General features: G+C 62.7%; 23 protein-coding genes. 5 read left to right on the top strand and 18 right to left on the bottom strand.

Annotated features, from left to right (window positions below; all coding sequences use genetic code 11):
• Positions 1-67: 67 nt before the first annotated feature.
• From ACPQ6D_RS03515 to ACPQ6D_RS03570, 12 genes are all read right to left on the bottom strand, one after another.
• A complete protein-coding gene (locus ACPQ6D_RS03515) occupies positions 68-1,384 on the bottom strand; it encodes a 4Fe-4S dicluster domain-containing protein (RefSeq protein WP_423222909.1) in 1,317 nt (438 codons plus the stop codon).
• Between the two features lie 413 nt (positions 1,385-1,797).
• A complete protein-coding gene (locus tag ACPQ6D_RS03520) occupies positions 1,798-3,210 on the bottom strand; it encodes an aminotransferase class V-fold PLP-dependent enzyme (RefSeq protein WP_423222910.1) in 1,413 nt (470 codons plus the stop codon).
• Between the two features lie 2 nt (positions 3,211-3,212).
• On the bottom strand, positions 3,213-3,509 hold the full coding sequence (locus ACPQ6D_RS03525) for a hypothetical protein (RefSeq protein ID WP_423222911.1): 297 nt from the start codon (positions 3,507-3,509) through the stop codon (positions 3,213-3,215).
• A 32-nt stretch (positions 3,510-3,541) separates the two neighbouring features.
• Entirely contained in the window at positions 3,542-5,068 is a 1,527-nt protein-coding gene (gene purH, locus ACPQ6D_RS03530) for a bifunctional phosphoribosylaminoimidazolecarboxamide formyltransferase/IMP cyclohydrolase (RefSeq protein WP_423222912.1), read from the bottom strand.
• A 47-nt stretch (positions 5,069-5,115) separates the two neighbouring features.
• Positions 5,116-5,745, bottom strand: coding sequence for a phosphoribosylglycinamide formyltransferase (purN, locus tag ACPQ6D_RS03535; RefSeq protein ID WP_423222913.1), 630 nt, complete (start codon positions 5,743-5,745; stop codon positions 5,116-5,118).
• 160 nt (positions 5,746-5,905) lie between these two features.
• Positions 5,906-6,934, bottom strand: a complete 1,029-nt coding sequence (gene purM / locus ACPQ6D_RS03540) for a phosphoribosylformylglycinamidine cyclo-ligase (protein ID WP_423222914.1) — start codon at positions 6,932-6,934, stop codon at positions 5,906-5,908.
• A 12-nt stretch (positions 6,935-6,946) separates the two neighbouring features.
• Positions 6,947-8,251 (bottom strand): phosphoribosylamine--glycine ligase, encoded by a 1,305-nt coding sequence (gene purD / locus ACPQ6D_RS03545; RefSeq protein ID WP_423222915.1) that lies wholly within the window; start codon positions 8,249-8,251, stop codon positions 6,947-6,949.
• Entirely contained in the window at positions 8,226-8,711 is a 486-nt protein-coding gene (locus ACPQ6D_RS03550; protein ID WP_423222916.1) for a nucleotidyltransferase family protein, read from the bottom strand. The genes purD and ACPQ6D_RS03550 overlap by 26 nt, the downstream gene beginning before the upstream one ends.
• Positions 8,701-9,156, bottom strand: a complete 456-nt coding sequence (locus ACPQ6D_RS03555) for a nucleotidyltransferase domain-containing protein (RefSeq protein WP_423222917.1) — start codon at positions 9,154-9,156, stop codon at positions 8,701-8,703. The genes ACPQ6D_RS03550 and ACPQ6D_RS03555 overlap by 11 nt, the downstream gene beginning before the upstream one ends.
• Positions 9,157-9,391: 235 nt before the next feature.
• The gene (purF, locus tag ACPQ6D_RS03560; RefSeq protein ID WP_423222918.1) at positions 9,392-10,894 is read right to left on the bottom strand and encodes an amidophosphoribosyltransferase; all 1,503 of its coding nucleotides are present in this window, start codon (positions 10,892-10,894) and stop codon (positions 9,392-9,394) included.
• Positions 10,895-10,958: 64 nt separating this feature from the next.
• Positions 10,959-11,441 (bottom strand): AIR carboxylase family protein, encoded by a 483-nt coding sequence (locus ACPQ6D_RS03565; RefSeq protein WP_423222919.1) that lies wholly within the window; start codon positions 11,439-11,441, stop codon positions 10,959-10,961.
• A gap of 101 nt (positions 11,442-11,542) precedes the next feature.
• Positions 11,543-12,292 carry a phosphoribosylaminoimidazolesuccinocarboxamide synthase gene (locus ACPQ6D_RS03570; protein WP_423222920.1) on the bottom strand — a complete coding sequence of 250 codons (750 nt, stop codon included), beginning with the start codon at positions 12,290-12,292 and terminating at the stop codon, positions 11,543-11,545.
• An 80-nt stretch (positions 12,293-12,372) separates the two neighbouring features.
• Between ACPQ6D_RS03570 and ACPQ6D_RS03575 the strand changes: the two genes are divergently transcribed.
• A complete protein-coding gene (locus ACPQ6D_RS03575) occupies positions 12,373-12,771 on the top strand; it encodes a HEPN domain-containing protein (protein ID WP_423222921.1) in 399 nt (132 codons plus the stop codon).
• On the top strand, positions 12,758-13,183 hold the full coding sequence (locus tag ACPQ6D_RS03580) for a nucleotidyltransferase domain-containing protein (protein ID WP_423222922.1): 426 nt from the start codon (positions 12,758-12,760) through the stop codon (positions 13,181-13,183). Before ACPQ6D_RS03575 ends, ACPQ6D_RS03580 begins: the two co-directional genes overlap by 14 nt.
• On the opposite strand, the gene purB is transcribed toward ACPQ6D_RS03580, so the two are convergent.
• The 6 genes from purB to tatA form a co-directional block, all read right to left on the bottom strand.
• Positions 13,180-14,592 (bottom strand): adenylosuccinate lyase, encoded by a 1,413-nt coding sequence (gene purB, locus ACPQ6D_RS03585; protein ID WP_423222923.1) that lies wholly within the window; start codon positions 14,590-14,592, stop codon positions 13,180-13,182. The two genes, ACPQ6D_RS03580 and purB, sit on opposite strands and share 4 nt — an antisense overlap.
• On the bottom strand, positions 14,589-15,854 hold the full coding sequence (locus tag ACPQ6D_RS03590) for an adenylosuccinate synthase (RefSeq protein ID WP_423222924.1): 1,266 nt from the start codon (positions 15,852-15,854) through the stop codon (positions 14,589-14,591). The genes purB and ACPQ6D_RS03590 overlap by 4 nt, the downstream gene beginning before the upstream one ends.
• A gap of 120 nt (positions 15,855-15,974) precedes the next feature.
• A complete protein-coding gene (locus ACPQ6D_RS03595; protein WP_423222925.1) occupies positions 15,975-17,333 on the bottom strand; it encodes a TrpB-like pyridoxal phosphate-dependent enzyme in 1,359 nt (452 codons plus the stop codon).
• Positions 17,334-17,415: 82 nt separating this feature from the next.
• Positions 17,416-18,249, bottom strand: coding sequence for an endonuclease/exonuclease/phosphatase family protein (locus ACPQ6D_RS03600; RefSeq protein ID WP_423222926.1), 834 nt, complete (start codon positions 18,247-18,249; stop codon positions 17,416-17,418).
• Positions 18,234-19,007 (bottom strand): endonuclease/exonuclease/phosphatase family protein, encoded by a 774-nt coding sequence (locus ACPQ6D_RS03605; protein ID WP_423222927.1) that lies wholly within the window; start codon positions 19,005-19,007, stop codon positions 18,234-18,236. Before ACPQ6D_RS03605 ends, ACPQ6D_RS03600 begins: the two co-directional genes overlap by 16 nt.
• A gap of 51 nt (positions 19,008-19,058) precedes the next feature.
• Positions 19,059-19,232, bottom strand: a complete 174-nt coding sequence (tatA, locus tag ACPQ6D_RS03610; RefSeq protein WP_423222928.1) for a twin-arginine translocase TatA/TatE family subunit — start codon at positions 19,230-19,232, stop codon at positions 19,059-19,061.
• Between the two features lie 289 nt (positions 19,233-19,521).
• On the opposite strand from tatA, the gene ACPQ6D_RS03615 reads away from it, so the two are divergent.
• From ACPQ6D_RS03615 to ACPQ6D_RS03625, 3 genes are read left to right on the top strand one after another with little or no spacing between them, the layout of a single operon-like run.
• Entirely contained in the window at positions 19,522-20,931 is a 1,410-nt protein-coding gene (locus ACPQ6D_RS03615; protein WP_423222929.1) for an LUD domain-containing protein, read from the top strand.
• Positions 20,924-21,619: an LUD domain-containing protein gene (locus tag ACPQ6D_RS03620; protein WP_423222930.1), complete on the top strand. Its 696-nt coding sequence runs from the start codon at positions 20,924-20,926 to the stop codon at positions 21,617-21,619. Before ACPQ6D_RS03615 ends, ACPQ6D_RS03620 begins: the two co-directional genes overlap by 8 nt.
• Positions 21,616-21,960 carry a twin-arginine translocase TatA/TatE family subunit gene (locus tag ACPQ6D_RS03625; protein WP_423222931.1) on the top strand — a complete coding sequence of 115 codons (345 nt, stop codon included), beginning with the start codon at positions 21,616-21,618 and terminating at the stop codon, positions 21,958-21,960. The genes ACPQ6D_RS03620 and ACPQ6D_RS03625 overlap by 4 nt, the downstream gene beginning before the upstream one ends.
• Positions 21,961-21,963: the final 3 nt, after the last annotated feature.

Here is a 21,963-nt window from a genome sequence, read left to right on the forward strand (position 1 = left end):
ATTCGCCATCTGCCGGATGGCGCGAGGGCTAGCCGCCATTCGGCAGATTTCGCTTTGAATGGCTGATTTAGCCTAGCGCCGCGCTGGCCGGGCCGGCCGCCAGCTTGATGCCGCGCACCACGGTGTCGAGGAAGATCGAGCGCAGCGGTTTGACAGCCAGGGCCGCTTTGTACGGCGGTGATTTTTCCAAGACCTGGACGATGCGGCCAATGGCCTGGTAGCCCAAGCCCTCGGTGTTGTCCAAGATCAAGTCGGCCAGCTTGCCGCGTTCGATCGCCATCGCGACCATGCGGTCGAAGGTGGATTCGGGCGTGAAGACGCGCCGCGGCCGTGGGTTCATGGAGAGCGCGCCGTGGCGGCAGGCGCTGTAGCAGACCCCGCAGCCGAGGCACAGATCGGCATCGCGCACGGCCCAGCGCTTGCGCCGGTTGGTCAACTGCTGTTCTTCGATGGTGATGGCGTTGACCGGGCAGACTTTGGTGCAGCGGCCGCAGCCGTTGCAGCGGCTGAGGTCAATGTCGCTGATCCAGTTCGAAGTGACGATGGCGTTGCGCAGGTCGAAGCGGCGAATGGCGCTCATCATGCCGCAGCAGTCGCCGCAGCAGTTGCAGATGTAGCTGACGTTGCGTTGGACATTGTCGGCCGTCTGCGCCAAGCCATTGGCCTTGGCCAGCTCCAGGATGTCCATGGCTTCGCTGTTGGTAATCCGCTCAGCCACGCCGTTGCGCACGAGCATGGAAGCGCCGTGGTTGAACGACAGACAGGTGCGCAGCGGGCGATCGCAGGCTTCGTTCAGATGGCTGGCATGGTGACGGCACGCGCATAACGACACGGCGGCGTCGGTCGCCGTTTTGACGATGCTGCTCGCCCGCTCCCAATCCAGGATCTCAACATGCTCGCCGTTGACCCCGGCCGGCAGCGCCTCTTCGCGCACCAACGAACGCCCGATTTGGGTTTCATGCTGGAAAACTGCGCGCGCAAAACGGTCATCCTCTTTGAAGTAAGCCTCGAACAGCCGCGCCAGCTCCGGCAGAGGCGCCTCGGGGCGCAGGCGCATGAACGTGAATTCGAAGAAGCCAATCACCACGGGCGCCAGCGAAAAGTAGCGTTCGCCCCGGCGCTCGATGTCAATCACCACGCCGCGCTCGGCCATGCCGCTCAGCACCTCCAGCAGCTCATCCGCAGGCCTGTTCAGCTTGCGCGCGAGGTCGGTCAGCTTGGTGAAGTTGGTTGGCATTTGGCGGGCGATCTCGGCATCGGCCGGAGAAAAGAGGAGCTTGAGAATCTGCATGAAAACCGGCGTTTCCGGCGCGCCGGTGACATTGCGATCCAATCGCTGCTGCAGCAGTCGGTACGATCGCTCCGGGTTGACGATATGAGCCATACCACTCTCCTTCGCCGCATTTTCAAACCAGATCTCACACGAAGCCACAAAGCCACCAAGTCGTCAATAGCTTCTTTGTGTCTTGGTGTGAGCCATCGGGTTATCTTCAAGTTAAGCGCCCATGTGCGAGGCGCACAACAGTGGATGAAAAGGCCCTCGGATGAAAACGGGCCATCCATGGCGATCCGCGGCCTGTGTTCAGCCGTAACTATTCAGGCATCCTGCGCCGACTGCAGCCGCCGAATGAATTCGGGCCGCAAGGGCGTGCCGCCGCCAGGACTTCGGCGAGCTCAGTCGAGCCGTCGGCCGGAGCCGACCGGCGCCGCGCCACTCAGGTGGACGCCTGGCGGAACGCCCATCAGGCGCGATTTCAATCGCTCGCTTGCCACGGCGCGCCGCCTGAATAGTTACGTTCAGCCTAGAAACGACTTGAAATCGGGCTGCCAGCCGCGGGGCGCATAGTCGCCAGAAGCCCGATCTTGCACATAATCACCTTTGTATTCGCCGCGGCTAATCTTGGTCAGCGCCTCGACCAGGTAATCCACCTCGGCCAGGGTGTTGTAGAGACCAAAACTGGCGCGCACCAGTCCCGGCATATGCGCACGGTTGTGCGCCAGCATTTCATCGCGCACGAGCAGTGTCTGCGCCGCGTCAAGCCCCAAGAGGTGCAGGATGTAGGGATGGGCGCAGAAACAGCCGTTGCGCACCCCGATGCCAAACTCATGGCCCAGAATCGAGGCGACCAGGAAATGCTGCACGTGGCGCAGATTGAATGGAATGACGCCGAGGCGCGTCGCGGCGCGCGCCGGGTCGGCATCGCCGATGATTTCAAGGTCTTCGACGGCGGCCAGGCGACGCAGGGCATAGGCCGTTAGCTCGGCCTCATGTGCGGCGACAGTGTCCATCCCCACCGCTTGCAGCTGTTCGATGGCCGCGGCCAGCGCGACCGCGCCCACGACGTTGGGGCTGCCGGCTTCATCTCGATCCGGCGGGCCGCTCCACCAGACGCCATCCTCGGTCACGATTTCGACCGTGCCGCCGCCGCGCTGATCAGGCTCGCCCTGGGCAAAGGTGTCACGCCGACCGATGAGGGCGCCGGCGCCAAACGGCGCGTACAACTTGTGCGCGGACAGCGCCACGTAGTCGAAATGGCCGGGGTCATCCAGGCTGCCCATGCTCACTGGCCGATGCGGCGCCAGCTGCGCGATGTCGAGTAGGAATTGCGCGCCCGCGGCGTGCGCTTTGGACGCCAGTCGCGGCGCCGGGTTGATGATGCCGGTCACATTGCTGCCGCCGGTGATGGCCACCAGCGCGACCCGTTCACCATACTGCGCCAGCTTGCGGTCATAGTCTGCCTCGTCCAGGCTGCCGTCCGGCTTGACTGCCACATGCACCACGTTGGCGACAGCCCGGTAAGGGAGATCGTTGGAGTGATGCTCCATCATGGAGACGATGATGGTGTCGCGCCCCGGTGCAAAGGGAAAACGGCGCGCAAGCTTGTTCAAGGCTTCGGTGGTGTTCTTGCCGAAGATACAAACATGGGCCGCCCGATCAGCGCCGACGAAACGCATGGTGGTGCGGCGGGCTTCTTCGTAGGCAAAGGTGGCCAGCTGGCTCTTGAAACCGGAGCCGCGGTGGACCGACGAATACCACGGTAGAAAACGGTTGACGGCCGCGGTCACCGCGCGCAGCGGCGGCGTGGACGCGGCGTTGTCAAAGTTGACATAGGTGCGCGTAGAACCGTCCAACAAGGGCGCTTGTTGTTCCACATCGAACAGTCGCCGCCAATCATTGTCCTGACCGCGGCCGGCATCGAGGACCGTCATGCTTACTCTTCCTCGTCTCCTTCTTCCAGCCATTCCAGCGTGATTTGCTGGCTCCAAACGATTTCATCATAGGGGACTTCGGCGGCTGCGTCCACCAGGTCTTCATCGCCGTAGTAGTTGATGTCGTCGTTGCTATCAACGTAAACCAACACGGTTGGCTTGTTTTGGGCTATGATCCAGTCGTTTTCCTCCACTGCATCCCACAGCTCATCCTCGCCAATATCTTCCACATCGTCCAGTTCCACGGCCACGAGCATGAACTTCTCGTAAACCGCCACATCATGCGTTGTCACAAACATGCTTCCCCTCCTCTGAACTCCGGTCTCTGACGTTAGTGCTTGAAATGTCGTACGCCGGTGAAACACATCGCCAGGCCCAGGCGATCAGCCGCGGCAATTGTCTCAGCGTCGCGCATGGACCCGCCAGGTTGAACCACGGCCGTGCAGCCCGCCGCGGCCGCGGCCTCCACGCCGTCGGGGAATGGAAAGAAGGCGTCTGATCCCACCACGGCGCCCCTGGCCTTGTCGCCGGCCTTCTGCGCGGCGAGGCGCACCGAGTCCACGCGACTCATCTGCCCGGCCCCCACGCCAACCACTTCGTTGGCGGTGGTAAAGACGATGGCGTTTGACTTGACGTGCTTGGCGACGCGCCAGGCAAAATCGAGCGCCGTCATCTCAGCGGCCGTCGGCTGGCGCTGCGTCACCACCTGCCACGCACTTGCTGGCTCCAGCGCGTCGTCCGGCGTCTGCACCAGCAGCCCGCCGTGCACGGTGCGCATGGCGTAGGGGAAGGTCGCCTCAGGCTTGACCTCCAGCACGCGCAGGTTCTTCTTGCGCTTGAGCGCCTTCAGCGCCTCCGGTTCGTAGGCCGGCGCGGCCAGCACTTCCACGAACAGCGAGCCGATGGCTTCGACGGTCGCCAAATCGAGCGGGCGATTGACGGCAATGACGCTGCCGTATGCGCTCACCGGGTCGGCCGCCAGGGCCAACTGATACGCCTCGACCAGGCTGTCCGCGCTGGCCAGCCCGCAGGGGTTGGTGTGCTTGATGATGGCCGCCGTCGGCCGTGCGAACTCCTGCGCCATGCCCCAGGCGGCGTCAAGGTCCACGTAGTTATTATAACTCATTTCCTTCTCACCGCTGAGTTGGGCCAGGGTCATTGGCGTGTCCGGCCAGCGGTAGAAGCCGGCGCGCTGATGAGGATTCTCGCCGTAGCGCAGCACCTGCGCGAGATTGGCGCTCAGCGTCAGTACGGCGGGGAAAGCATCGGCGCCTTCGGCCTGGCGACCCAGCCAGGCGGCAATCGCGGCGTCGTACGCGGCGGTGTGGCGGAAAGCCTTCAGCGCCAGATGACGCCTCGTCTCGATCGGCACGGGCTCGCCTTTCTCCACGTGCAGCGCCACGGTCAGGTAGTCCTGCGGATCGCACAGCACCGTTACCGACTCAAAATTCTTGGCCGCGGCCCGCAGCAGCGTGACGCCGCCAATATCAATCTCCTCGATGGCCTCGGCCTCGGTGACATCGGCGCGGGCCACGGTACGGCTGAACGGATACAAGTTGCATACCACCAGGTCAAACGGCTGCATCCCCTGCTTGCGCAGATCAGCCAGGTGCTGCGGGGTGCGGCGGGCCAGGATGCCGCCATGAATGGCCGGGTGCAGGGTCTTGACGCGACCGCCCAGCATCTCAGGAAAATGCGTGACCTCTTCCACCGGGGTGCAAGGCAGATCGGCCTGCGTCAAGGCGCGCGCGGTGCCGCCGCTGGCAACCAGCTCCACCCCGTGTGTACTCAGCACCCGCGCCAGGTCAATCAAGCCGGCTTTGTTATGCACGCTCAGCAAGGCACGTTGAATCGTCATGATAAACACTGTCTCCTTTTTCGCGAAGATGCAGCCCCGCAGCCGCGTCAGACAGCCGGTAGGCTGGCGCGCTCCGTCAGCCACTTTTGGACGGCGCGCACCAGCAAGATGCGTTCGTGGACATGCATCCGCTCCTCGAAATCGTCGAGTTGGTCATGAGGTAAGATGGGCACAACGATCTGATCAAGCACGGGCCCGGCATCTACCGCTGGTACGACAAAATGCACCATCGCGCCGCTGGATTCAATTTCACCTTGCTGAAAGGCCGTGAAGGCGCGTTCAATGGCGTGCGTGCCGGGAAAAAGGCCAGGAAGGGCTGGGTGTAGGTTGATGAGGCGATCGGCAAAGCGGCTGATAAAGACCGGCGTCAACACCTGCATCCAGCCGGCGCACACAATCAGGTCGGGTTGAAATCCGCTCACGATCGCGGCAAGGTCCTCGTCGTAGTCTTCGCGCGTGCGCCCGCTGTCCGTATATGGCTTCAGCGGATGGTACGCCGTAGGCACACCCGCTTGCTGCGCGCGCACCAGGCCGTAGGCATCACGCCGATTGGAGACGACGGCCACAACCTGCGCGGCCAGACTGACGTCTTGGCAGGCGTCGAGCAAGGCCTGCAGATTGGTGCCATTGCCTGAAATGAGAACGACCAGGCGGGCCGGGGACGTTGTGTCAGACATGGCTTCACCTCACACTCGAATACCTTTGGGATCTACCCAGTTGCCCGGAAATCTGCCACGAATTATACGAATTCCACGAAACCGATTGCGCAGAATTGGAGAAATTCGTGTAATTCGTGGCAAGAATCTGGTAAACTGCTCAAGTCCTCATTCCCCCCGCTCAGGCGATGACGACGCGTGATGTCTCTCCCGACCAGGGCACGACACGGCCGATGATGTAGGCATCTGCGCCCACGACCTGGCGCACGACCTTGACCGCGTCCGGTTCTACGACGATGACCATGCCGACGCCCATATTGAAGGTGCGGAACATGTCATCCTCCGGCACGTCGCCCAGGCGGCGGATCAAGCCAAAGATGGGCGGCGCCGGCCACGCGCCAAATTCGATCTGCGCGCCCAGGCCATCGGGCAGGCTGCGCGGCACATTGTCCAGCAGCCCGCCGCCGGTGATGTGCGCCATCGCTTTGATGACCACCCCAGCCGCCCAGAGCCGCTCAACCTCCGGCAGATAGCAGCGATGCGCGGCCAGCAGCGCGTCGCCAATGCTGCGTTCCGCGCCTAGATCGGGATGCGGCGCCGTCCAATCAAGGCCGGACAGCACCCGTCGCGCCAGCGAATAGCCGTTGGTGTGCAGGCCGCTGCTGGGCAGGCCAATCAGCGCATCGCCCGCCTGCACGCTGCGGCCATCCACGATGCGGCTGCGCTCCACAACGCCGACAATCGTGCCTGCCACATCGAACTCGCCGGCCAGGTAGACGCCGGGCATTTCTGCGGTTTCGCCGCCCAAGAGGACGCAGCCCACGGCCTGGCATGCGCCTGCCATGCCGATCACGACGGCCGCCACTTCTTCGGGCACGAGTCGGCTGGCGGCAATGTAATCGAGAAAAAAGAGCGGCCGGCCGCCCTGCACCAAGATGTCGTTGACACAGTGGTTGACCAAATCCGCGCCGATCGTGTCGAAGCGCCGCATCTGCGCGGCCACTTTGACCTTCGTGCCCACGCCGTCGGTGGAGGCCACCAGCACCGGCGCGACCATGGCCTGCACGGCCCCGGCGTCGAACAGTCCGCCGAACGCGCCGATGCCGGCCAGCACAGCCGGGGTGTAAGTGGCCTGCACGGCCGCTTTCATCAACGCGACCGTTCGATGACCCGCCTCGATGTCAACCCCCGCCTCTTGATACGTCGTCATGATCGTTTCATCTCAATGCGTCGCTCTTTGGTCTCCAATATCCCGCCGATAGTGCATGCCAGCAAAGTGAATCTGTTCCATCCCGGCATATGCGCGGCGACGGGCCTCGGCGAAGTCAGCGCCGGCGCCGGTGACTGCCAGCACACGACCGCCCTGGGTCAACAGGCGCTCACCTTCGCGGCTGGCGCCAGCCAGAAAGACCTGCACGCCCGGCAGCGCATTGGCCGCTTCCACGCCGGTGATGGGATCGCCCTTCGGATATGCGCCGGGATAACCGGCCGCGGCGGCCACGACGGTGACGGCCGCGCCTGGCTTCCAGCGCAGCTTGTACGCGGCCAGGAGGCCGTCCACGCAGGCGTCGAAGATCTCCAGCAGGTCGTTTTCGAGCAGGGGCAGGATCGCCTGGGTTTCGGGGTCGCCGAAGCGCACGTTGAACTCCAGCACGCGCAGGCCGGCGGGTGTGAGCATCAATCCGGCGTAGAGCACGCCGACAAAGGGGGCGCCCTGGGCCGCCATGCCATCCACCGCGGGTTGCAGGACGGTGCGCACGGCTTCATCTACCAGGGCGGGGGTGAGGCGGGGCGCCGGCGCGTAAGCGCCCATGCCGCCGGTGTTTGGCCCGCGGTCGCCATCGGCCACGCGCTTGTGATCCTGCGCGGGCAGCATCGGCGCCACGGTCTTGCCATCACAGAAGGCGAGCAGAGAGACCTCCGGGCCAGCCAGGCGCTCCTCGATCACGATCACGTCGCCAGCTTCGCCAAACACGCGCGCGCGCAGCAGATCAAACACGGCCTGTTCCGCGTGCAGCATGTCATCGCAGACGATGACTCCCTTGCCCGCGGCCAGGCCGCTGGCCTTCACCACCAACGGCCGCTCCGCCTGGCGCACATACTCCAGCGCGGCATCGTAGTCATCAAGAATGACGTAGCCGGCCGTGGGAATGCCCGTTTCCCACATGAAGTCTTTGGCAAAGGCTTTGGAGCTTTCCAACTGCGCCGCGGCCTGCGTAGGGCCAAAAATGCGCTGACCCGCGGCCTGAAAGAGGTCCACCACGCCGGCCGCCAGGGGCGCCTCCGGACCGACGACGGTCAGATCCACGCCGTGACTCTGCGCGAACGCCAAGAGGGCCGGCCCATCCTCGGCCGCAATGGCGACATTTCGGATCACGCCATCGCCGGCCGTGCCTCCGTTGCCCGGCGCCACCCAAATCTGTCCGACCTGCGGCGACTGCGCCAGCTTCCAGGCCAGCGCATGTTCGCGCCCCCCGGAACCGACAACGAGAATCGTGCGACTACTTACCATTTCCTCGGACTTCAAGAAACTGCTCCAACGATGGCGTCATCCATAGGTCAATTCCGTCCTGCTCAATGTTGCGCGCCAACAACAGTCCCTGGCTGCGCATGGCAGCGTAGTTCGCAGTCTCTTTGATGATTAGCGAGATTACTACGCCATACTTCAATTCAATGTCACAAGCGATATCAACGATATCATTCCAATAGTGGCGATACATATCGGTACTCATGGAAATCACGACCAAAACGTCAAGGTCCGATTCGTTATCGAAATCCCCCCGCGCCTTTGAGCCAAAGAGAACCACACGCCTCAGATCGTTGCCATAACGTCGGCGCAGGCGAGCGACGAGCGCGCTCAGCGCAGCGCGTTCATGGCCCGCAAGGCGCGTCTGTCGGGTTGACGTTTCGTTGGACGCTTGCATCTGCTGGCCTTGTATAGCAATCTGAGGCCGGTCTGCTGCTAGAGCAGGAACATCACGCGGCATAGAGCACCTTACCACGTTTGATGATATCAATGACAAACTGATCGCCGATGGTTGTGCGTTGAGCCAACTCGTCTGGCGTCAGGATAAGCGTCTCGATGGCAATCTGACGGGTTGGATCGGACAGTATGTGCCGAACACGATTCCAGCGCTGGGAGAAACGATCTGAGGTATCCTTGACGATCAACAAATCAATGTCGCTATCCGGGCGTGGATTCCCGTACGCGTACGAACCAAACAGAATTACCCGTTGTGGCTGATAATCAGCAACCAGCTTATTCACGATTTCTTGAATGATTGAATGTGTTTCCGTTTGTCCAGACAACATGGCATGCATGGCGATACCTTGATCCTCTGAATCCACTCTTGCTGTGATTATACGCCAATGCTTGTCAAACAACAAGGCAAACCTGCGAGATTCCTTGTCGAGCGCCTCAGCCCAAGCCATGGGTCACACCGTCGGTACGACGTGCGTTCGTTACGCGTGAGACGTGGCCCACCAAGAAGCTTGCTTTGTGGTGAGACGTGCGGTCGTCACGCCAGAGGCGATGACCTACGATGGAGGTTCTTGGCGGGTAGGACATGCCTTCGACGGGGCTTGCTCATTTCTTGCTATCATCGTTTGTTGGTCGCGGCCGCGTGAAACCCTCGTTTCTGAGCGAGGTGTTGGGAGGTGGTTTACTCTACAGCGCGCCCTCGAAGGCCAACTTCTTGCTGCTGCGATTGGCCCACCACTCCTCCAGGCGCACCGGGTACTTGCCGGTGAAGCATGCGCTGCAAAAGCCGGCCTGCGGGGTCTGACCCGCGCGGATCGCGGCCATCATGCCGTCGTGTGACAGATAGGCGAGGCTGTCCGCGCCGATGATCTCGCGAATCTCGGAGACGGTTTTGGACGCGCCGATCAGCTGCTCGGTCGTAGCCATGTCAATGCCCATGAAGCATGGATGCTGCACCGGCGGCGAGGACACCCGCACATGGACTTCCGCGGCGCCGCCCTGGCGCAGGAGCTGCACCAGCGGCCCGGCCGTGTTGCCGCGCACAATCGAATCGTCCACCATGACGACCCGCTTGCCGCGCAGATTGGCCGGCAGCGGGTTATATTTCAAGGCAATGCCGGCCTTGCGCAGGCGGTCATCAGGCTGAATGAACGTGCGCCCGATGTAACGATTCTTGGTGAAGCCTTCGCTGAACGGGATACCCAACGCTTGCGCGTAACCTATCGCGGCCGGGGTGGATGAGTCGGGGACGCCGACCACCACATCGGCGCCAGGAACCGGCGCCTCGCGCGCCAGTTCGCGGCCTAACTGTTGGCGCACCTGGTGCACCGTCTGGTTGTCAAGCGTCGAATCGGGCCGGGCAAAATAGACGAGCTCGAAGATACAGAACGCGCGCGGCTCCGGCTGGCGACCCAGGGTGGATTTCATGCCTTCGCGATCCAGGCGCACGATCTCGCCCGGCTCCACGTCACGCACGTATTCCGCGCCGATGGTCGCCAGCGCGCACGACTCAGACGCGGCAACCCAACCCGTGCCATGACCGTTAAGAGGCAGGTGCCCCAGGCACAACGGCCGCAATCCCCACGGATCGCGCACCGCGAAGACGGCGTCGCGGGTCAAAATGGTGAGCGAATACGCGCCTTCGGCGCGCTGCATGAAGGCAGAGATGCGATCTTCCCACGTGCCGGCGGGCATGAGGCGGCCAAACGGGCTGCCGACGCCGGATGGGGTAGCCGCGGCCAGCAGTTGGGTGATGACCTCGCTGTCGCTGCTGGAGGTCAGGCCGACTCCACGTTCCAGCATGTCGCGGCGCAGGGTGCGCGCGTTGGTCAAATTGCCATTGTGCGCCACGCCCAGAGGGCCGTGGATGGTTTCGATCAGGTAGGGTTGCGCATTGCGCAGAAACGAGCCGCCGGTGGTGGAGTAGCGGGTGTGGCCAATCGCCAGGTGTCCTTGCAGCGGGGCCAGATTCTGCTCATCGAACACCTGGGCGACCAATCCCATGCCCTTGTGAATGGCCGCGGTCTGGCCATCGCTCACGGCAATGCCTGCACTTTCCTGTCCGCGGTGCTGTAAGGCGTACAGCCCAAAGAACGTGATGCGAGCCACGTCTGCACCCGGTGCGCAGATCGCGAATACGCCGCACGCATCGCTAAACTTGTCGCTGACCTGCTCATCCACATCATGCATGTAACAACACCCGTTCTTCTATCCAGAAGCCTGATTTCTGCAAGAAACCAGGCTTTTCGGCTTGCTAACGCAAGTCACGGTCGTCGGCTTCGATGGCCGCACGCAACGCAGCCTGATAGGCGAAGACGCGTTTGCGCAGCTCTTCATGACCCAACGCCAGAATTTTCGCTGCCAGCAGCGCCGCCGCCTCCGGCTCCAACACAGTGGCGGGCGCAACGCCGCTTGGCATGCGCAGCGTCGAGTAAATGTCACCGCCGCCGAAGCGGTCCGCGTAGGGCGGGCAGGCGATAACAGGCGCAATCACATTCGCATCTACAAAACCGCTGAGTGCATTCGAGCGGCCGGCAATGGTGATGTACACCTTGGGGCGGGGGTCGGCTTCGTAGTGTTCCAGAATGTGTAGCACGTGCAGCGGCGATTTGTGCGCCGAGCCGACGCGCAGTTCACTGTAAATGCCCAGCGCCGTGAGCACCTTGGCGATGGCCTGCCCGTGGCTCAAATCCGCTTTGGACCCCATGATGATGGGGACGATGATGTCATGACTCATGTCGGCCACTCCTTTGTGTTCCACCAACCTTCATAGGTGGTCCTTCTGGTTGGATGTACGCTGCGTTCGGAAGTGGCGCCTGTGATCAAGCAGGCGCCTGGCTAAAACTGGGCGGTCATCTCGGCCACTGTCCTGTATTTCTCCATCAAATCGGCCAGGCCCTTCTGCGTGACTACCTGCATGTTGCGGTAAATCTGCTTGTCGAGCATCTGCGCCTTATCGCCGCCCGGCCAGAGGCGCCAGGAGTCGTTGTCAATCACGTCCGCCACCACCAGGTTGTCGGCGCTGAAGCCGAGCAAGCGCCCGAACTCAATCTTCAGGTCTACCAATTGGATGCTTTGCCTGGCCCAGGCTTGTTCCAGCAACTCAAAGACCTGGCGTCCCAGTTTGATGAAAAGGTCTACCTCGACATCGCTGGCAATGTCGCTCTTGACAATCTCCAAGCCGGAAATCTGGGGGTCATGGCGCGCGTCATCCTTGAGAAAGAACTCGACCAGCGGTGGTTCGAAACGGTGACCCTCGGCCGTGTCGGGATGGCGCTTGAGATAGGAGCCGGTCGCCAGTCGGCGCATGACCACTTCGATCGGAATCATGGTGCAGCGGCGCACCAGGGTCACGTCCGCGGCCGGCGCGGAGACGAAATGGGTGGGCACTTCGTGCCGGTTCAGATAGGTAAAGACATTGGCGGTCGTCCGTCCGGCCACCTGGCCCTTACCCTCGATGACGTTGCGCCGGGCGCCATCGCCCGCGGTGATGCTGTCTTTGTGCACCAGGTAGGCCAGGTGCGGATTATCCGCGTGCGCATAAACAGTTTTGGTTTTGCCTTCGGCCAGTTTCATTCCGTATTGCATATTTCTCCTCCGGTTCATTGCTTCTTGGCTCAGAATCGGTTACAATACCAACCAACATTGTCGTAATCAAAGGAATTGGTATGTCTGTTCATGACGATTGGTTCGCAGAAGCAGCTAACGACCTCCGCGCGGCTCAACTCCTGTGTGACAACGGTTTCTATGCCAAGTGCGCTTTTCACTGCCAGCAAGCCGGCGAGAAAGCCATGAAAGCGCTCTTGTATGCACAGGCCCAGCGCCCTCGAGGACATTCGGTGGTTGACTTGCTGACTGCGTATGCAACCCTGGCCAACCTATCACCAGACCTGCGCATTGCCGATGCGGCCCGGCATCTTGACCAGCATGATACCAGCACACGCTATCCAGACGCCGCGCCGATGACGCCGTCGTCTCACTATCAGCTGTATGAAGCTGAAGAGTCACTGGATAACGCGCAGACGTTAGTTGATTATGCAAGAGGCATTCTGTATGCTGCAACATGATCTTCAAATGAAAGCCAATCGTTACGCGCGGCTAGTCTCTGAGGCCATCAAGCCCGATTGTATTATTCTCTATGGCTCTGTGGCGCGCAACCAAGCTGGGCCAGACAGCGATATTGATATCCTGGTTATCGGAGGAAACCTGGAACCGAACTGGTTCACGCGCATGACCCAGTTATCGCGGTTGGTTAACGGCAACGGACCGATAGAAGCCATCGGCTATACCCGCGCCGAGTGGGACAGCATGATGAAAGACAAGCACGTCACCGTCCTGGAAGCACTCAACGATGGTATTCCCCTGCACGGCAAAGCTCTCTTTGCGCAATGGCGTTCCGAATTCGAACACTGGCAGGCGCTCGGCTTACGACAAATACCGGCCTGCTGGATATTGCCTCCCGTACTTCAACCGACCTAATCTCCCGCGTGGTGGCGAATCTTCGCCGCCAACGCTCTGGCTCGTGCAGGGGCGTCGCCCACGTAGTGCGACGCGTCGAGCAAGCTGGCAATTTGCCCCGGCGGCGCCAACTCCTGGATGCGGCCATCCGCTGCGAGGCGCGCGGCCAGCGGATTCGGTGCGCCGCTCTGCATGGCCGCCCAGGCGGCCAGGCTGTGTTCGCGTATGACTTCGTGCAGCGTCTGCCGGTCACCGCCCGCCTTGACCGCTTCCATCAACAGGCGTTCGCTCGCTGCAAAGACGCCGTAAGTCGCCAGGTTGCGGGCGATGGCCCCCTCGTTGATGACCAGCCCTTGCAGCAAACGACAGGCCGTCTGCACGATTTCGTCCACGGCCAGGAACGCGTCGGGGAAAAGTACACGCCGGTTGGCGGAATCGTCCAACGTCCGCTCCAGCAAGCTGTGCGCCGCATTGTCCCAGGCGACGCGCGGCAGCGCAGCCACGAAACGCGCCAGGCTGTCCATCTTCTCCGCGTTGATCGGGTTGCGCTTGAAGGGCATGGCCGATGAGCCGACCTGCTGGCGCCCAAACGGCTCCGCCCATTCGCCCAGCGGCGGCGACTGCAGCAGACGCAGGTCGAAAGCGAACTTATACAAGCTGCCGGCCAGCCCGGCCAGCGCGTTGAGCACCAGCCAATCCTGCTTGCGCGGGTACGTTTGCGTCACCACGTCATACTCAGGCAGATCGAGATCAGCCATGACGCGCGCCGACAGCTCAGCCGCGGTCATGGCTGCGCCCGTCAACAACTGTTCGTACGAGGCGGATGTGCCCACCGCGCCGCGCAGGCCCTTGCCGCGAATCGCCTGGCGCACGCGCGCCAGCTCATCCAAGTCCGCCAGCAAATCCTGTCCGGTCTGCGCCAACCGGTAGCCGAGCGTCGTTGGTTCGGCCGGCTGTAGATGCGTGAACGCCATGCCTGGCAAATCGGCGTAGCGCTCGATGTGCTCGGCCAGGATCACCAGGCAGCGCCGCAACCCAGCTATGATCAGGTCCATGGCCTGGCGCAGGCGCAGCGCCTCGACATTGTCCAAGATATCCATGCTCGTGGCGCCCAAGTGAATGATCGGCCCGCCCACCGTACACTGTTCGGCGAACACTCGAATCTCGGCCATGAGGTCGTGCTGGATAGCGGCCTCGATCTCTTGCGCGCGTGCGATGTCAATCTGATCGGCATGCGCTTCCAGGTCGGCCACCTGCGCGGGCGTGACCAGGCCGGCCGCCATCTGGCCGCGCGCCAGGGCCACCCACACGCGGCGCAGCAGGCGGCGCTTGTGCTCTTCAGACCAGAGCTGGCGCATCGCCTGACTGCCGTAGCGCCAGGTGAAGGGAGAAATGTAGGTGTCGTGGGCAAAAGCGAAGTCAGCGCTCATACGGCAAAGATCTTGTCTCGCTCTGGACTGACCGAAACCCAACGGATGGGAACGCCGGCCAGGTCTTGGATACGGCGTAGATAGGCCTGCGCGGCCGCTGGTAGTTCATCCCAGGAACGACAGTTGGTGGTGGGCGCTTGCCAGCCCGGCCACGATTCATAGACCGCTTCAGCTTCTTGCAGGAGCGGCGTGTCCGGCATATAGTCAATGATGCGCTCGCCGACCCTGTAACCAACGCAGATCTTCAACTCTGGCAAGGTGTCGAGCACATCGAGTTTGGTGATGGCAAGGTGGGTGAAGCCGTTGAGCCACGCCGAATGGGCCATCGCCACGCCGTCGAACCAGCCGCAGCGCCGCGGGCGCCCGGTGGTGGCGCCAAATTCGCGGCCAATCTCACGGATGGTCTTGCCTGTGTCATCGAACAGTTCCACCGGGAATGGCCCGGCCCCGACGCACGTTGAGTAGGCCTTGACCACGCCGATGATCTCATCGAGCGCCGTGGGCGGCAGGCCTGCGCCGACGGCGGCGAAGGAGGCCGATGGATTCGATGACGTGACATAAGGATACGTGCCCCAGTCAATGTCGCGCATGATGCCGAGTTGACCTTCGAGCAAGATGAACTTACCGGCCCGGTATAGGTCACGGATCATAGGCACGGTGTCTACGATGCGACCGTACAGGGCTTCGTGCCAGGTCATGCACAGGTCGAAAAGCTCATCCACGCTCCAAACTGGTTGACCGTAGTGCTGCAAAACCTGGTTCTTATGAGGGAGAATCTGCTCCAGGCGTTCGCGCAGCCAGCCCTGGTGCTTGAGGTCGCCCAGGCGCACGCCCCAGCGCGCGGCTTTGTCCGCGTAGGCTGGGCCGATGCCGCGCTTGGTGGTGCCAATGGCGCGCCCGCCGCGCGCCATCTCCTCCAGGCCATCGAGCTGGCGGTGATATGGCATCAAGATCTGCGCCCGGTCCGACAGCCAGAGATTGGCGAGGTCCACCCCGGCGGCCGCCAGTTCGTGCATTTCGTCCAGCAGCGCGGCCGGATTCACCACGGCGCCAGTGCCGATGATGTTGACCGTGGCCGGATTGAAGATTCCAGAAGGCACCAGGTGCAGGCGGAACGTCCCGAATTGGTTGATGACCGTGTGGCCGGCATTGTCGCCGCCCTGAAAACGGATCACGCAGGCCGCATCCTGGGCCAGGAAATCTACGACGCGGCCTTTTCCTTCATCGCCCCACTGCGCCCCGACGATGGCAACAACGGTCATGTCAATTCTCCTTAGCTTTCAATCTCAAGCGCCCGCAAACCGGGGGATTGCGTTAAGATGGCGGGCAATCCGGGGGATTGCGTTACGATGACGGGCAATCCGGGGGATTGCGTTACAGGTTCAACCAACCGCTGGCAGATGCTGCAACGCCTCGGTGACTGCATCTGCAGGGTACTCATAGTCAACCAGGTCGCCGGCCAGATACTGGTCGTACGCCGCCATATCGAAGAAACCGTGACCACTCAAATTGAAGACGATGACCCGCTCTTCGCCTTTGGCTTTGGCATCCAGGGCTTCGTCAATCGCGGCGACGATGGCGTGGGATGATTCGGGCGCAGGGATGATGCCTTCGGTGCGAGCAAACTGGACCGCGGCCGCAAAGACCGGGTTCTGGTGATAGGCCACCGGCGTGATGTCTCCGGTTTCCACTAGGGCCGAAATGAGCGGCGCCATGCCGTGGTAGCGCAAGCCGCCGGCGTGAATACCAGCCGGCATAAAGGTATGACCCAACGTGAACATCTTGACCATGGGCGTCATGCCGACGGCGTCGCCGTAGTCGTACGCGTACTTGCCCTTGGTCAGGCTCGGACACGCGGCCGGCTCCACGGCCAGAAAGCGCGTCGGACGCCCCTGGGTTAGACGATCTTGCAGGAAGGGAAAGGCCAGCCCAGCAAAGCTGCTGCCGCCGCCCACACAGCCGATGACCACATCAGGGTAGTCCCCGATGGCGGCCAGGGCCTGCTTGGCCTCTTGCCCGATCACCGTTTGGTGCAGCAGAACATGATTGAGCACCGAGCCGAGCGAGTAACGGGTGTCAGGGTCGGAGGCTGCCACTTCGACCGCTTCCGAGATGGCGATGCCCAGGCTGCCCGGCGAATCCGGGTGTTCGGCCAGGATGCCGCGGCCGGCGTTGGTTTCGGTGGATGGGCTGGCGACGACGCGCGCGCCCCAGGTGTGCATCATCGAGCGCCGGTAGGGCTTCTGATAGTAGCTTACCTTGACCATGTAGACGAGGCATTCCAGGCCGAAGAGCTGACAGGCGAAGGCCAGCGAAGAGCCCCATTGCCCGGCGCCTGTTTCGGTGCTGATGCGCTTGACGCCCTCTTTGGCATTGTAATACGCCTGGGGAACCGCGGTATTCGGCTTGTGGCTGCCGGCCGGACTGACGCCTTCGTACTTGTAGTAGATTTTGGCCGGCGTGTCCAGCGCCTTTTCCAGGCGCACCGCGCGCAGCAGAGGCGTGGGCCGCCAGAGCTTGTAGATCTCGCGGACTTCCTCAGGGATCGAAATGTAGCGCTCAGTGCTGACTTCTTGCAGGATCAGCTCCATCGGAAAGAGGGGCGCCAGGTCAGCCGGCCCGATGGGCTGGCCAGTGCCTGGATGCAGCGGGGGCGCGAGTGGAGCTGGCAAGTCGGCGGCGATGTTGTACCAGTTCGTGGGAATATCCCTCTGGCTGAGCATGAAACGCGATTCTAACATGACGGCGAACCTCCTGGCTGGTAGATTAGTCTGATGTCTGCACACAACGACGCGCAGGAAGAAACGACAGCGACGGCGTCTTTCACCACGCAAACTCGGTCAATAGGGGGAAATGATCGGACGCCAGGCGAACATCATCGTCGTCCAGGCGATGGCAATCGGTCACCTGGTCGGCCAGAGGTCCGGCGGCCAGGCAAAAATCAATGCGGATTTTCTCTTGGGTCGTGCTGTAGGTCAGTCCGGGGCCGCGACCGGCGCAGGCAAAACAGTCGAGGTATCCGGCCTTGAACAGGCGCGGCAGCACCTGCATACCGTCGCGTACCAGGTGTGCGGCGATCGCATCGGCCTGCAGACGGGCCACGGCCTCTTCTTGGTTGACATAATCGTTGGGGGCCAGGGCGTTGAGATCACCCAGGAGCAGATGCGAGCGGTCGCGGTCGCGGCCGGCCCAGAGCAGCAGCGCCTGCACCTGACCCATGCGCACCGCTTCGCTCTGATGATCGAGGTGTGTGGTGTACACGGTGAGCGCGCGGTGATCAGGCAGGAGGAGGCGCGCTTCGAGCAGGGCACGCGCCGGGTGGCCGGCAGGGGTGGTCAACCGGTGTCCGGCAAAGGCCAGGATGGGATGTGGGCTCAGGATGGCGTTGCCAAAAGCCGTCTGTGGATCGTCGAAGGGGCCGGGCGGAATGGTGGGCGCAAAAACGAAACGCATGCCGAGGCGTTCAGCCAGGCGCGCCAACAGCGGCTGCGCGGCGTCCGGCTGGATGAGCGGATGGTAGACTTCATTGAGCGCCACCACGTCGAGCGGCGTCGCGTCAGCGACAGCGCCGGTGATGATGCGCGCCAGCCGTTCCACATCCAGCCGTCCATCTACGCCCTTCCAGCCGTGGATATTGAAGGCTAGTGCACGTAGCACGAGTGTAAATCCCACTCTAGCAGTAGCGGCAGGTGATCGGAAGCCACGCGCGTCAGGTAGTTATCGAGCACCTCAGCATAGACGAGGCGGTTGGCCCACAGAGTTGGGACGAAGACGTAGTCAATACGGAAGATAGGGCGGCGCGCCGGGAAGGTGGCGCCGATGCCGCGCCCAACCTGGGCGAAAACGTCCACATAGCCGGCTTCGCGCAGATGGGTCAGCGTCGCCGGCACCCATCGTTCGCGACGCGGGGTATGGGTGTTGAAGTCGCCTGCAATCAAGTGCGGGTAGCTGAAGTCGCGGGCTTCACGCAGCAGCCCACGAATCTGCCACAGGCGCACTGCTTCCAGTGCATGATCGAGATGCGTCACGCCAAAGGTGAACGCATGCTGATAACCTTTGACCGCAATATGAGCCAGCAGCACGGACCGCTGCTGCGTGCCAGGCAGCCGGGGAAGAAGGTGGTTGTTGAAATCGCGGATCGGATGCCGACTGAGGATGGCGTTGCCCACCGGTCCGCGCCAATCGGTCCCTTCGATGTGGCGCGTGCTGCTGCCGAATGACCAGTTCATGCCCACGGCTTGAGCCAGGTCAACCAGGGGGAATTCAAGATGACCGCGGCGCCGCACGGGGTGCACGACTTCGTTCAATGAGACCAGGTCGGCCCCGCTTTGACTGATGACCGCAGCCAGACGTTCGATGTCAGCGCGGCCATCGCGGCCATCCCAATGATGGATATTATAGGTCAGAATGCGCATGGGTGGTTGTCTTCAGTCAACAGGGGCCATGTACGGCGCCTCACGCGGCGCTTAGGACCCGGCCGGCCCCGGCGGTGTTTTTGGCTGATCGTTGTCGTTTTGGCTGGCTTTGCGAAACTCGGAAAGGCTGCGGCCAATTGCGCCGCCCACTTCGGGCAGTTTGCCAGCGCCAAAAACGACGACCACAATCACCAGAATCAGAAAGAGTTCAGTTGAACCGATCATCGCGATCTCCTTGAATAACACGGGAACCGACCTACACGGCGGTCGTTCCTTTGATGGATCACGCACGCGGCTGTTCGTTTTGTTCACACTTCGCATCTCAGATGGCAGCCCGCTCACGCGTCGCCTGATTATAGCACGATTCCGACAGCGTTACAAACAAGGTTTGGAGAGCGTAACGGGCTGGGAACGCGGGCGTCTCGTCTGTACTCTCCGCCAGTGACGCTTTGAGGTTCCGCGCTTTTGCCCGGCGCTTTAGACATCTATCTGCACGCGTGGTATACTCTGCGCCATGCCACGATTACCGACCTCTTTCGCAGCGCGCAGCCGTCACGCCATGGGGCTGTCCAACCAACGTGGGGCGCTCCTTCACACGACCGCCGTGCTGGCGGCGCAGCGCCGCGCTGCCGTTGCAGCTCAACCTGATTGGGCTGAGTTGACCGCACGGTGTACGGCCTTGCGCAGGCACACGATCGCGCACCTGGGCGTCTACCTCGAGCAGCTCGAGCGCGCCATCCAGGCTCGCGGCGGCCAGGTGATTTGGGCGCGCAACAGCGGCGAGGCGTGCCAGGCGATCATCGCGCTTGCGCAGCGTGCAGGCGTGACCCAGGTCGTGCAGACACGTTCGGTTTTGCCGCTGGAGATTGGTCTGACGGCCGCGCTGCAGGGCGCTGGCTTGACGACGTTTCTGCTCAACCAGGGCGAGTTTCTGGCGGAGCTCTCTGGACAGCGGCCCGCGCACCCCAACGCCGGCGTTGCGAACCTGCGCATTGACGACATCGTGCGTACCTTACATGCCAGGCTAGACATGCCGGTCTTCCTCAATGCGGACGCGGCCAACCGCATCATCCGTGGGCGCACGCGCCAGGCCGTCTTGCAAAGCGCTCTGGCGGTGATGGGGATTGACTTCGCCGTGGCGGAGACCGGCGCCCTGGCGCTGTTCAATGACCAGGGTGATGTGCGCCTGGCCTCCGCCCTGGCGCCGCTGCAAGTCGGCATCATGGGGCTGGAGCAGATCGCGCCAACGTTCGACGATCTGTGGCTGCTGTCTGGGGTCCAGACGCGCAGCGCCAGCGGCCGGTCAGCGCCAACCTACGTTGAGCTCTTGAGCGGCGCGCCGACCGCCGACCGGGAATTCCACTTAATCCTGCTGGACAACGGCCGCTCTGCGATGCTTGCCCAGCCTGAGGCCGACCTGTTGACGTGTATTCAATGCGGCGCGTGCGTGGACGTGTGTCCGGTTGCGCGGCGCGTGGGCAGTCAGCCGTATGCGTGGAGTTACCCTGGTCCTGTGGGCGCGGTGATGGGGCCGCTGCACCTGTCATCCCAATTTGCCGACGCCGCCGAGGCCAGCACCTTGTGCGGCGCGTGTCGCACCGTCTGTCCGGTGGGCATTGACCTGCCGCGGCACTTACTGCGGGCGCGCGCGCGACGGCCTGGTTCACGCGTGCGCCCTAGCGGTTGGGTCAGTCGAACACTGCTCTCGTCACACCAGGCGCCAGGCGCGCGCCTTCTGATGTTGAGCGCCGTCAATCGCCTGGGGCGCCTTCTCGTGCGCGGCGGGCGCTCGCGACGCTGGTTGGCGCCGTGGCTGTGGCGCTGGACCGCGGCTCGCCATCTGCCGCCGCCGGCGGCGGAGACCTTTCGTGCACGCTGGGCGCGGCAGCATTCCCCAGAAAGCGGCGGGGCGGCGCATGCCTGATGATGCCCGCGGCGCCATTCTGGCCGCGCTGAACCAGGTTGCCGGCGCGCCCGTCGGGCCTGCGGACTGGCGGCGTCCCCAGGAAACCAGCGCGCCTGACCAGACCGTGTTGGCTGCGCGCTTCACCGCCGCAGCCACTGAACGAGGCGTCACCGTGACTCGTGAAGTCGGTCCCGGCGCAGCGCGCCTCTCCATTCTGTCCTTCCTGCGTCGCGCGGATGTGCGCCAGGTGCTGGTGTGGGAACAGGACGAGCTGCCGGTGCCTGGCCTCTTGGACGCGCTGCATATGCTCGACATTCAAACCACAACGCCGTCAGCCGCAGCGCTTCGCAGCGGCGCATTGGTCAGCGACGGCAAAATGGCTGCCGTGGGAATGTCCCCTGGGCTGGCAGGACTCGCCGACCAGGGCAGCATTGTGATTCGTTACCCATCCGCCGCGGCCATGCTCGCCGCCACGTGGCCCACGACTCATCTGGTCTTGCTGCCGGCGGCTCAGATTGCGCCTTCGTTCGAGTCGTGGTTGGCCGCGGCGCGCCAACAAGGGCAGCTGGCTGGCTGGATGCAGCACGACATGACGATCATCAGCGGACCGAGCCTGACGATGGACATCGAACAGATGCCAGTCCGAGGTGCAAGCGGGCCGGCTCATCTGCACATTTTCCTGATTGAAGATGACATCAAACTATGAACCTGTTTGGAATTGGCCCATTTGAAGTGGTTCTGATCGTGATCCTGGCCTTGATCTTTTTGGGGCCAGAGGAACTGCCTAAAGCGGCGCGCATGTTAGGCAAAGTTTTCTATCAGATTCAGCACATGACCGAGCCGTATGTCGAGGAGTTCACACGCGCAATGCAGCAGCCCCTTGATGAGGCCCGGCCGACCCTGGCGCAGCCGTTGAGCGGAGAGGCCGAGCATGTGCAGGACAACACGGGTCTGCGGCCGCCAGACGCCGGCTCTGAATCCACCAATGCTGCGCCCGCAGCGCCGGCGACAAACACGGGTATCATCACTGATGTCCAGCCCGAATAAACG

Origin of the sequence: Candidatus Amarolinea aalborgensis, from assembly GCF_900491745.1 — a bacterium.
GTDB lineage: Bacteria > Chloroflexota > Anaerolineae > SSC4 > Amarolineaceae > Amarolinea > Amarolinea aalborgensis.

What these genes read in the sequence shown, in the direction of transcription:
- ACPQ6D_RS03515 (WP_423222909.1), bottom strand. Translation starts at nt 1,384, where the DNA reads ATGGCTCATATCGTCAACCCGGAGCGATCGTACCGACTGCTGCAGCAG.
- ACPQ6D_RS03520 (WP_423222910.1), bottom strand. Translation starts at nt 3,210, where the DNA reads ATGACGGTCCTCGATGCCGGCCGCGGTCAGGACAATGATTGGCGGCGA.
- ACPQ6D_RS03525 (WP_423222911.1), bottom strand. Translation starts at nt 3,509, where the DNA reads ATGTTTGTGACAACGCATGATGTGGCGGTTTACGAGAAGTTCATGCTC.
- purH (WP_423222912.1), bottom strand. Translation starts at nt 5,068, where the DNA reads ATGACGATTCAACGTGCCTTGCTGAGCGTGCATAACAAAGCCGGCTTG.
- purN (WP_423222913.1), bottom strand. Translation starts at nt 5,745, where the DNA reads ATGTCTGACACAACGTCCCCGGCCCGCCTGGTCGTTCTCATTTCAGGC.
- purM (WP_423222914.1), bottom strand. Translation starts at nt 6,934, where the DNA reads ATGACGACGTATCAAGAGGCGGGGGTTGACATCGAGGCGGGTCATCGA.
- ACPQ6D_RS03550 (WP_423222916.1), bottom strand. Translation starts at nt 8,711, where the DNA reads ATGCCGCGTGATGTTCCTGCTCTAGCAGCAGACCGGCCTCAGATTGCT.
- ACPQ6D_RS03555 (WP_423222917.1), bottom strand. Translation starts at nt 9,156, where the DNA reads ATGGCTTGGGCTGAGGCGCTCGACAAGGAATCTCGCAGGTTTGCCTTG.
- purF (WP_423222918.1), bottom strand. Translation starts at nt 10,894, where the DNA reads ATGCATGATGTGGATGAGCAGGTCAGCGACAAGTTTAGCGATGCGTGC.
- ACPQ6D_RS03565 (WP_423222919.1), bottom strand. Translation starts at nt 11,441, where the DNA reads ATGAGTCATGACATCATCGTCCCCATCATCATGGGGTCCAAAGCGGAT.
- ACPQ6D_RS03570 (WP_423222920.1), bottom strand. Translation starts at nt 12,292, where the DNA reads ATGCAATACGGAATGAAACTGGCCGAAGGCAAAACCAAAACTGTTTAT.
- ACPQ6D_RS03575 (WP_423222921.1), top strand. Translation starts at nt 12,373, where the DNA reads ATGTCTGTTCATGACGATTGGTTCGCAGAAGCAGCTAACGACCTCCGC.
- ACPQ6D_RS03580 (WP_423222922.1), top strand. Translation starts at nt 12,758, where the DNA reads ATGCTGCAACATGATCTTCAAATGAAAGCCAATCGTTACGCGCGGCTA.
- purB (WP_423222923.1), bottom strand. Translation starts at nt 14,592, where the DNA reads ATGAGCGCTGACTTCGCTTTTGCCCACGACACCTACATTTCTCCCTTC.
- ACPQ6D_RS03590 (WP_423222924.1), bottom strand. Translation starts at nt 15,854, where the DNA reads ATGACCGTTGTTGCCATCGTCGGGGCGCAGTGGGGCGATGAAGGAAAA.
- ACPQ6D_RS03595 (WP_423222925.1), bottom strand. Translation starts at nt 17,333, where the DNA reads ATGTTAGAATCGCGTTTCATGCTCAGCCAGAGGGATATTCCCACGAAC.
- ACPQ6D_RS03605 (WP_423222927.1), bottom strand. Translation starts at nt 19,007, where the DNA reads ATGCGCATTCTGACCTATAATATCCATCATTGGGATGGCCGCGATGGC.
- tatA (WP_423222928.1), bottom strand. Translation starts at nt 19,232, where the DNA reads ATGATCGGTTCAACTGAACTCTTTCTGATTCTGGTGATTGTGGTCGTC.
- ACPQ6D_RS03615 (WP_423222929.1), top strand. Translation starts at nt 19,522, where the DNA reads ATGCCACGATTACCGACCTCTTTCGCAGCGCGCAGCCGTCACGCCATG.
- ACPQ6D_RS03620 (WP_423222930.1), top strand. Translation starts at nt 20,924, where the DNA reads ATGCCTGATGATGCCCGCGGCGCCATTCTGGCCGCGCTGAACCAGGTT.
- ACPQ6D_RS03625 (WP_423222931.1), top strand. Translation starts at nt 21,616, where the DNA reads ATGAACCTGTTTGGAATTGGCCCATTTGAAGTGGTTCTGATCGTGATC.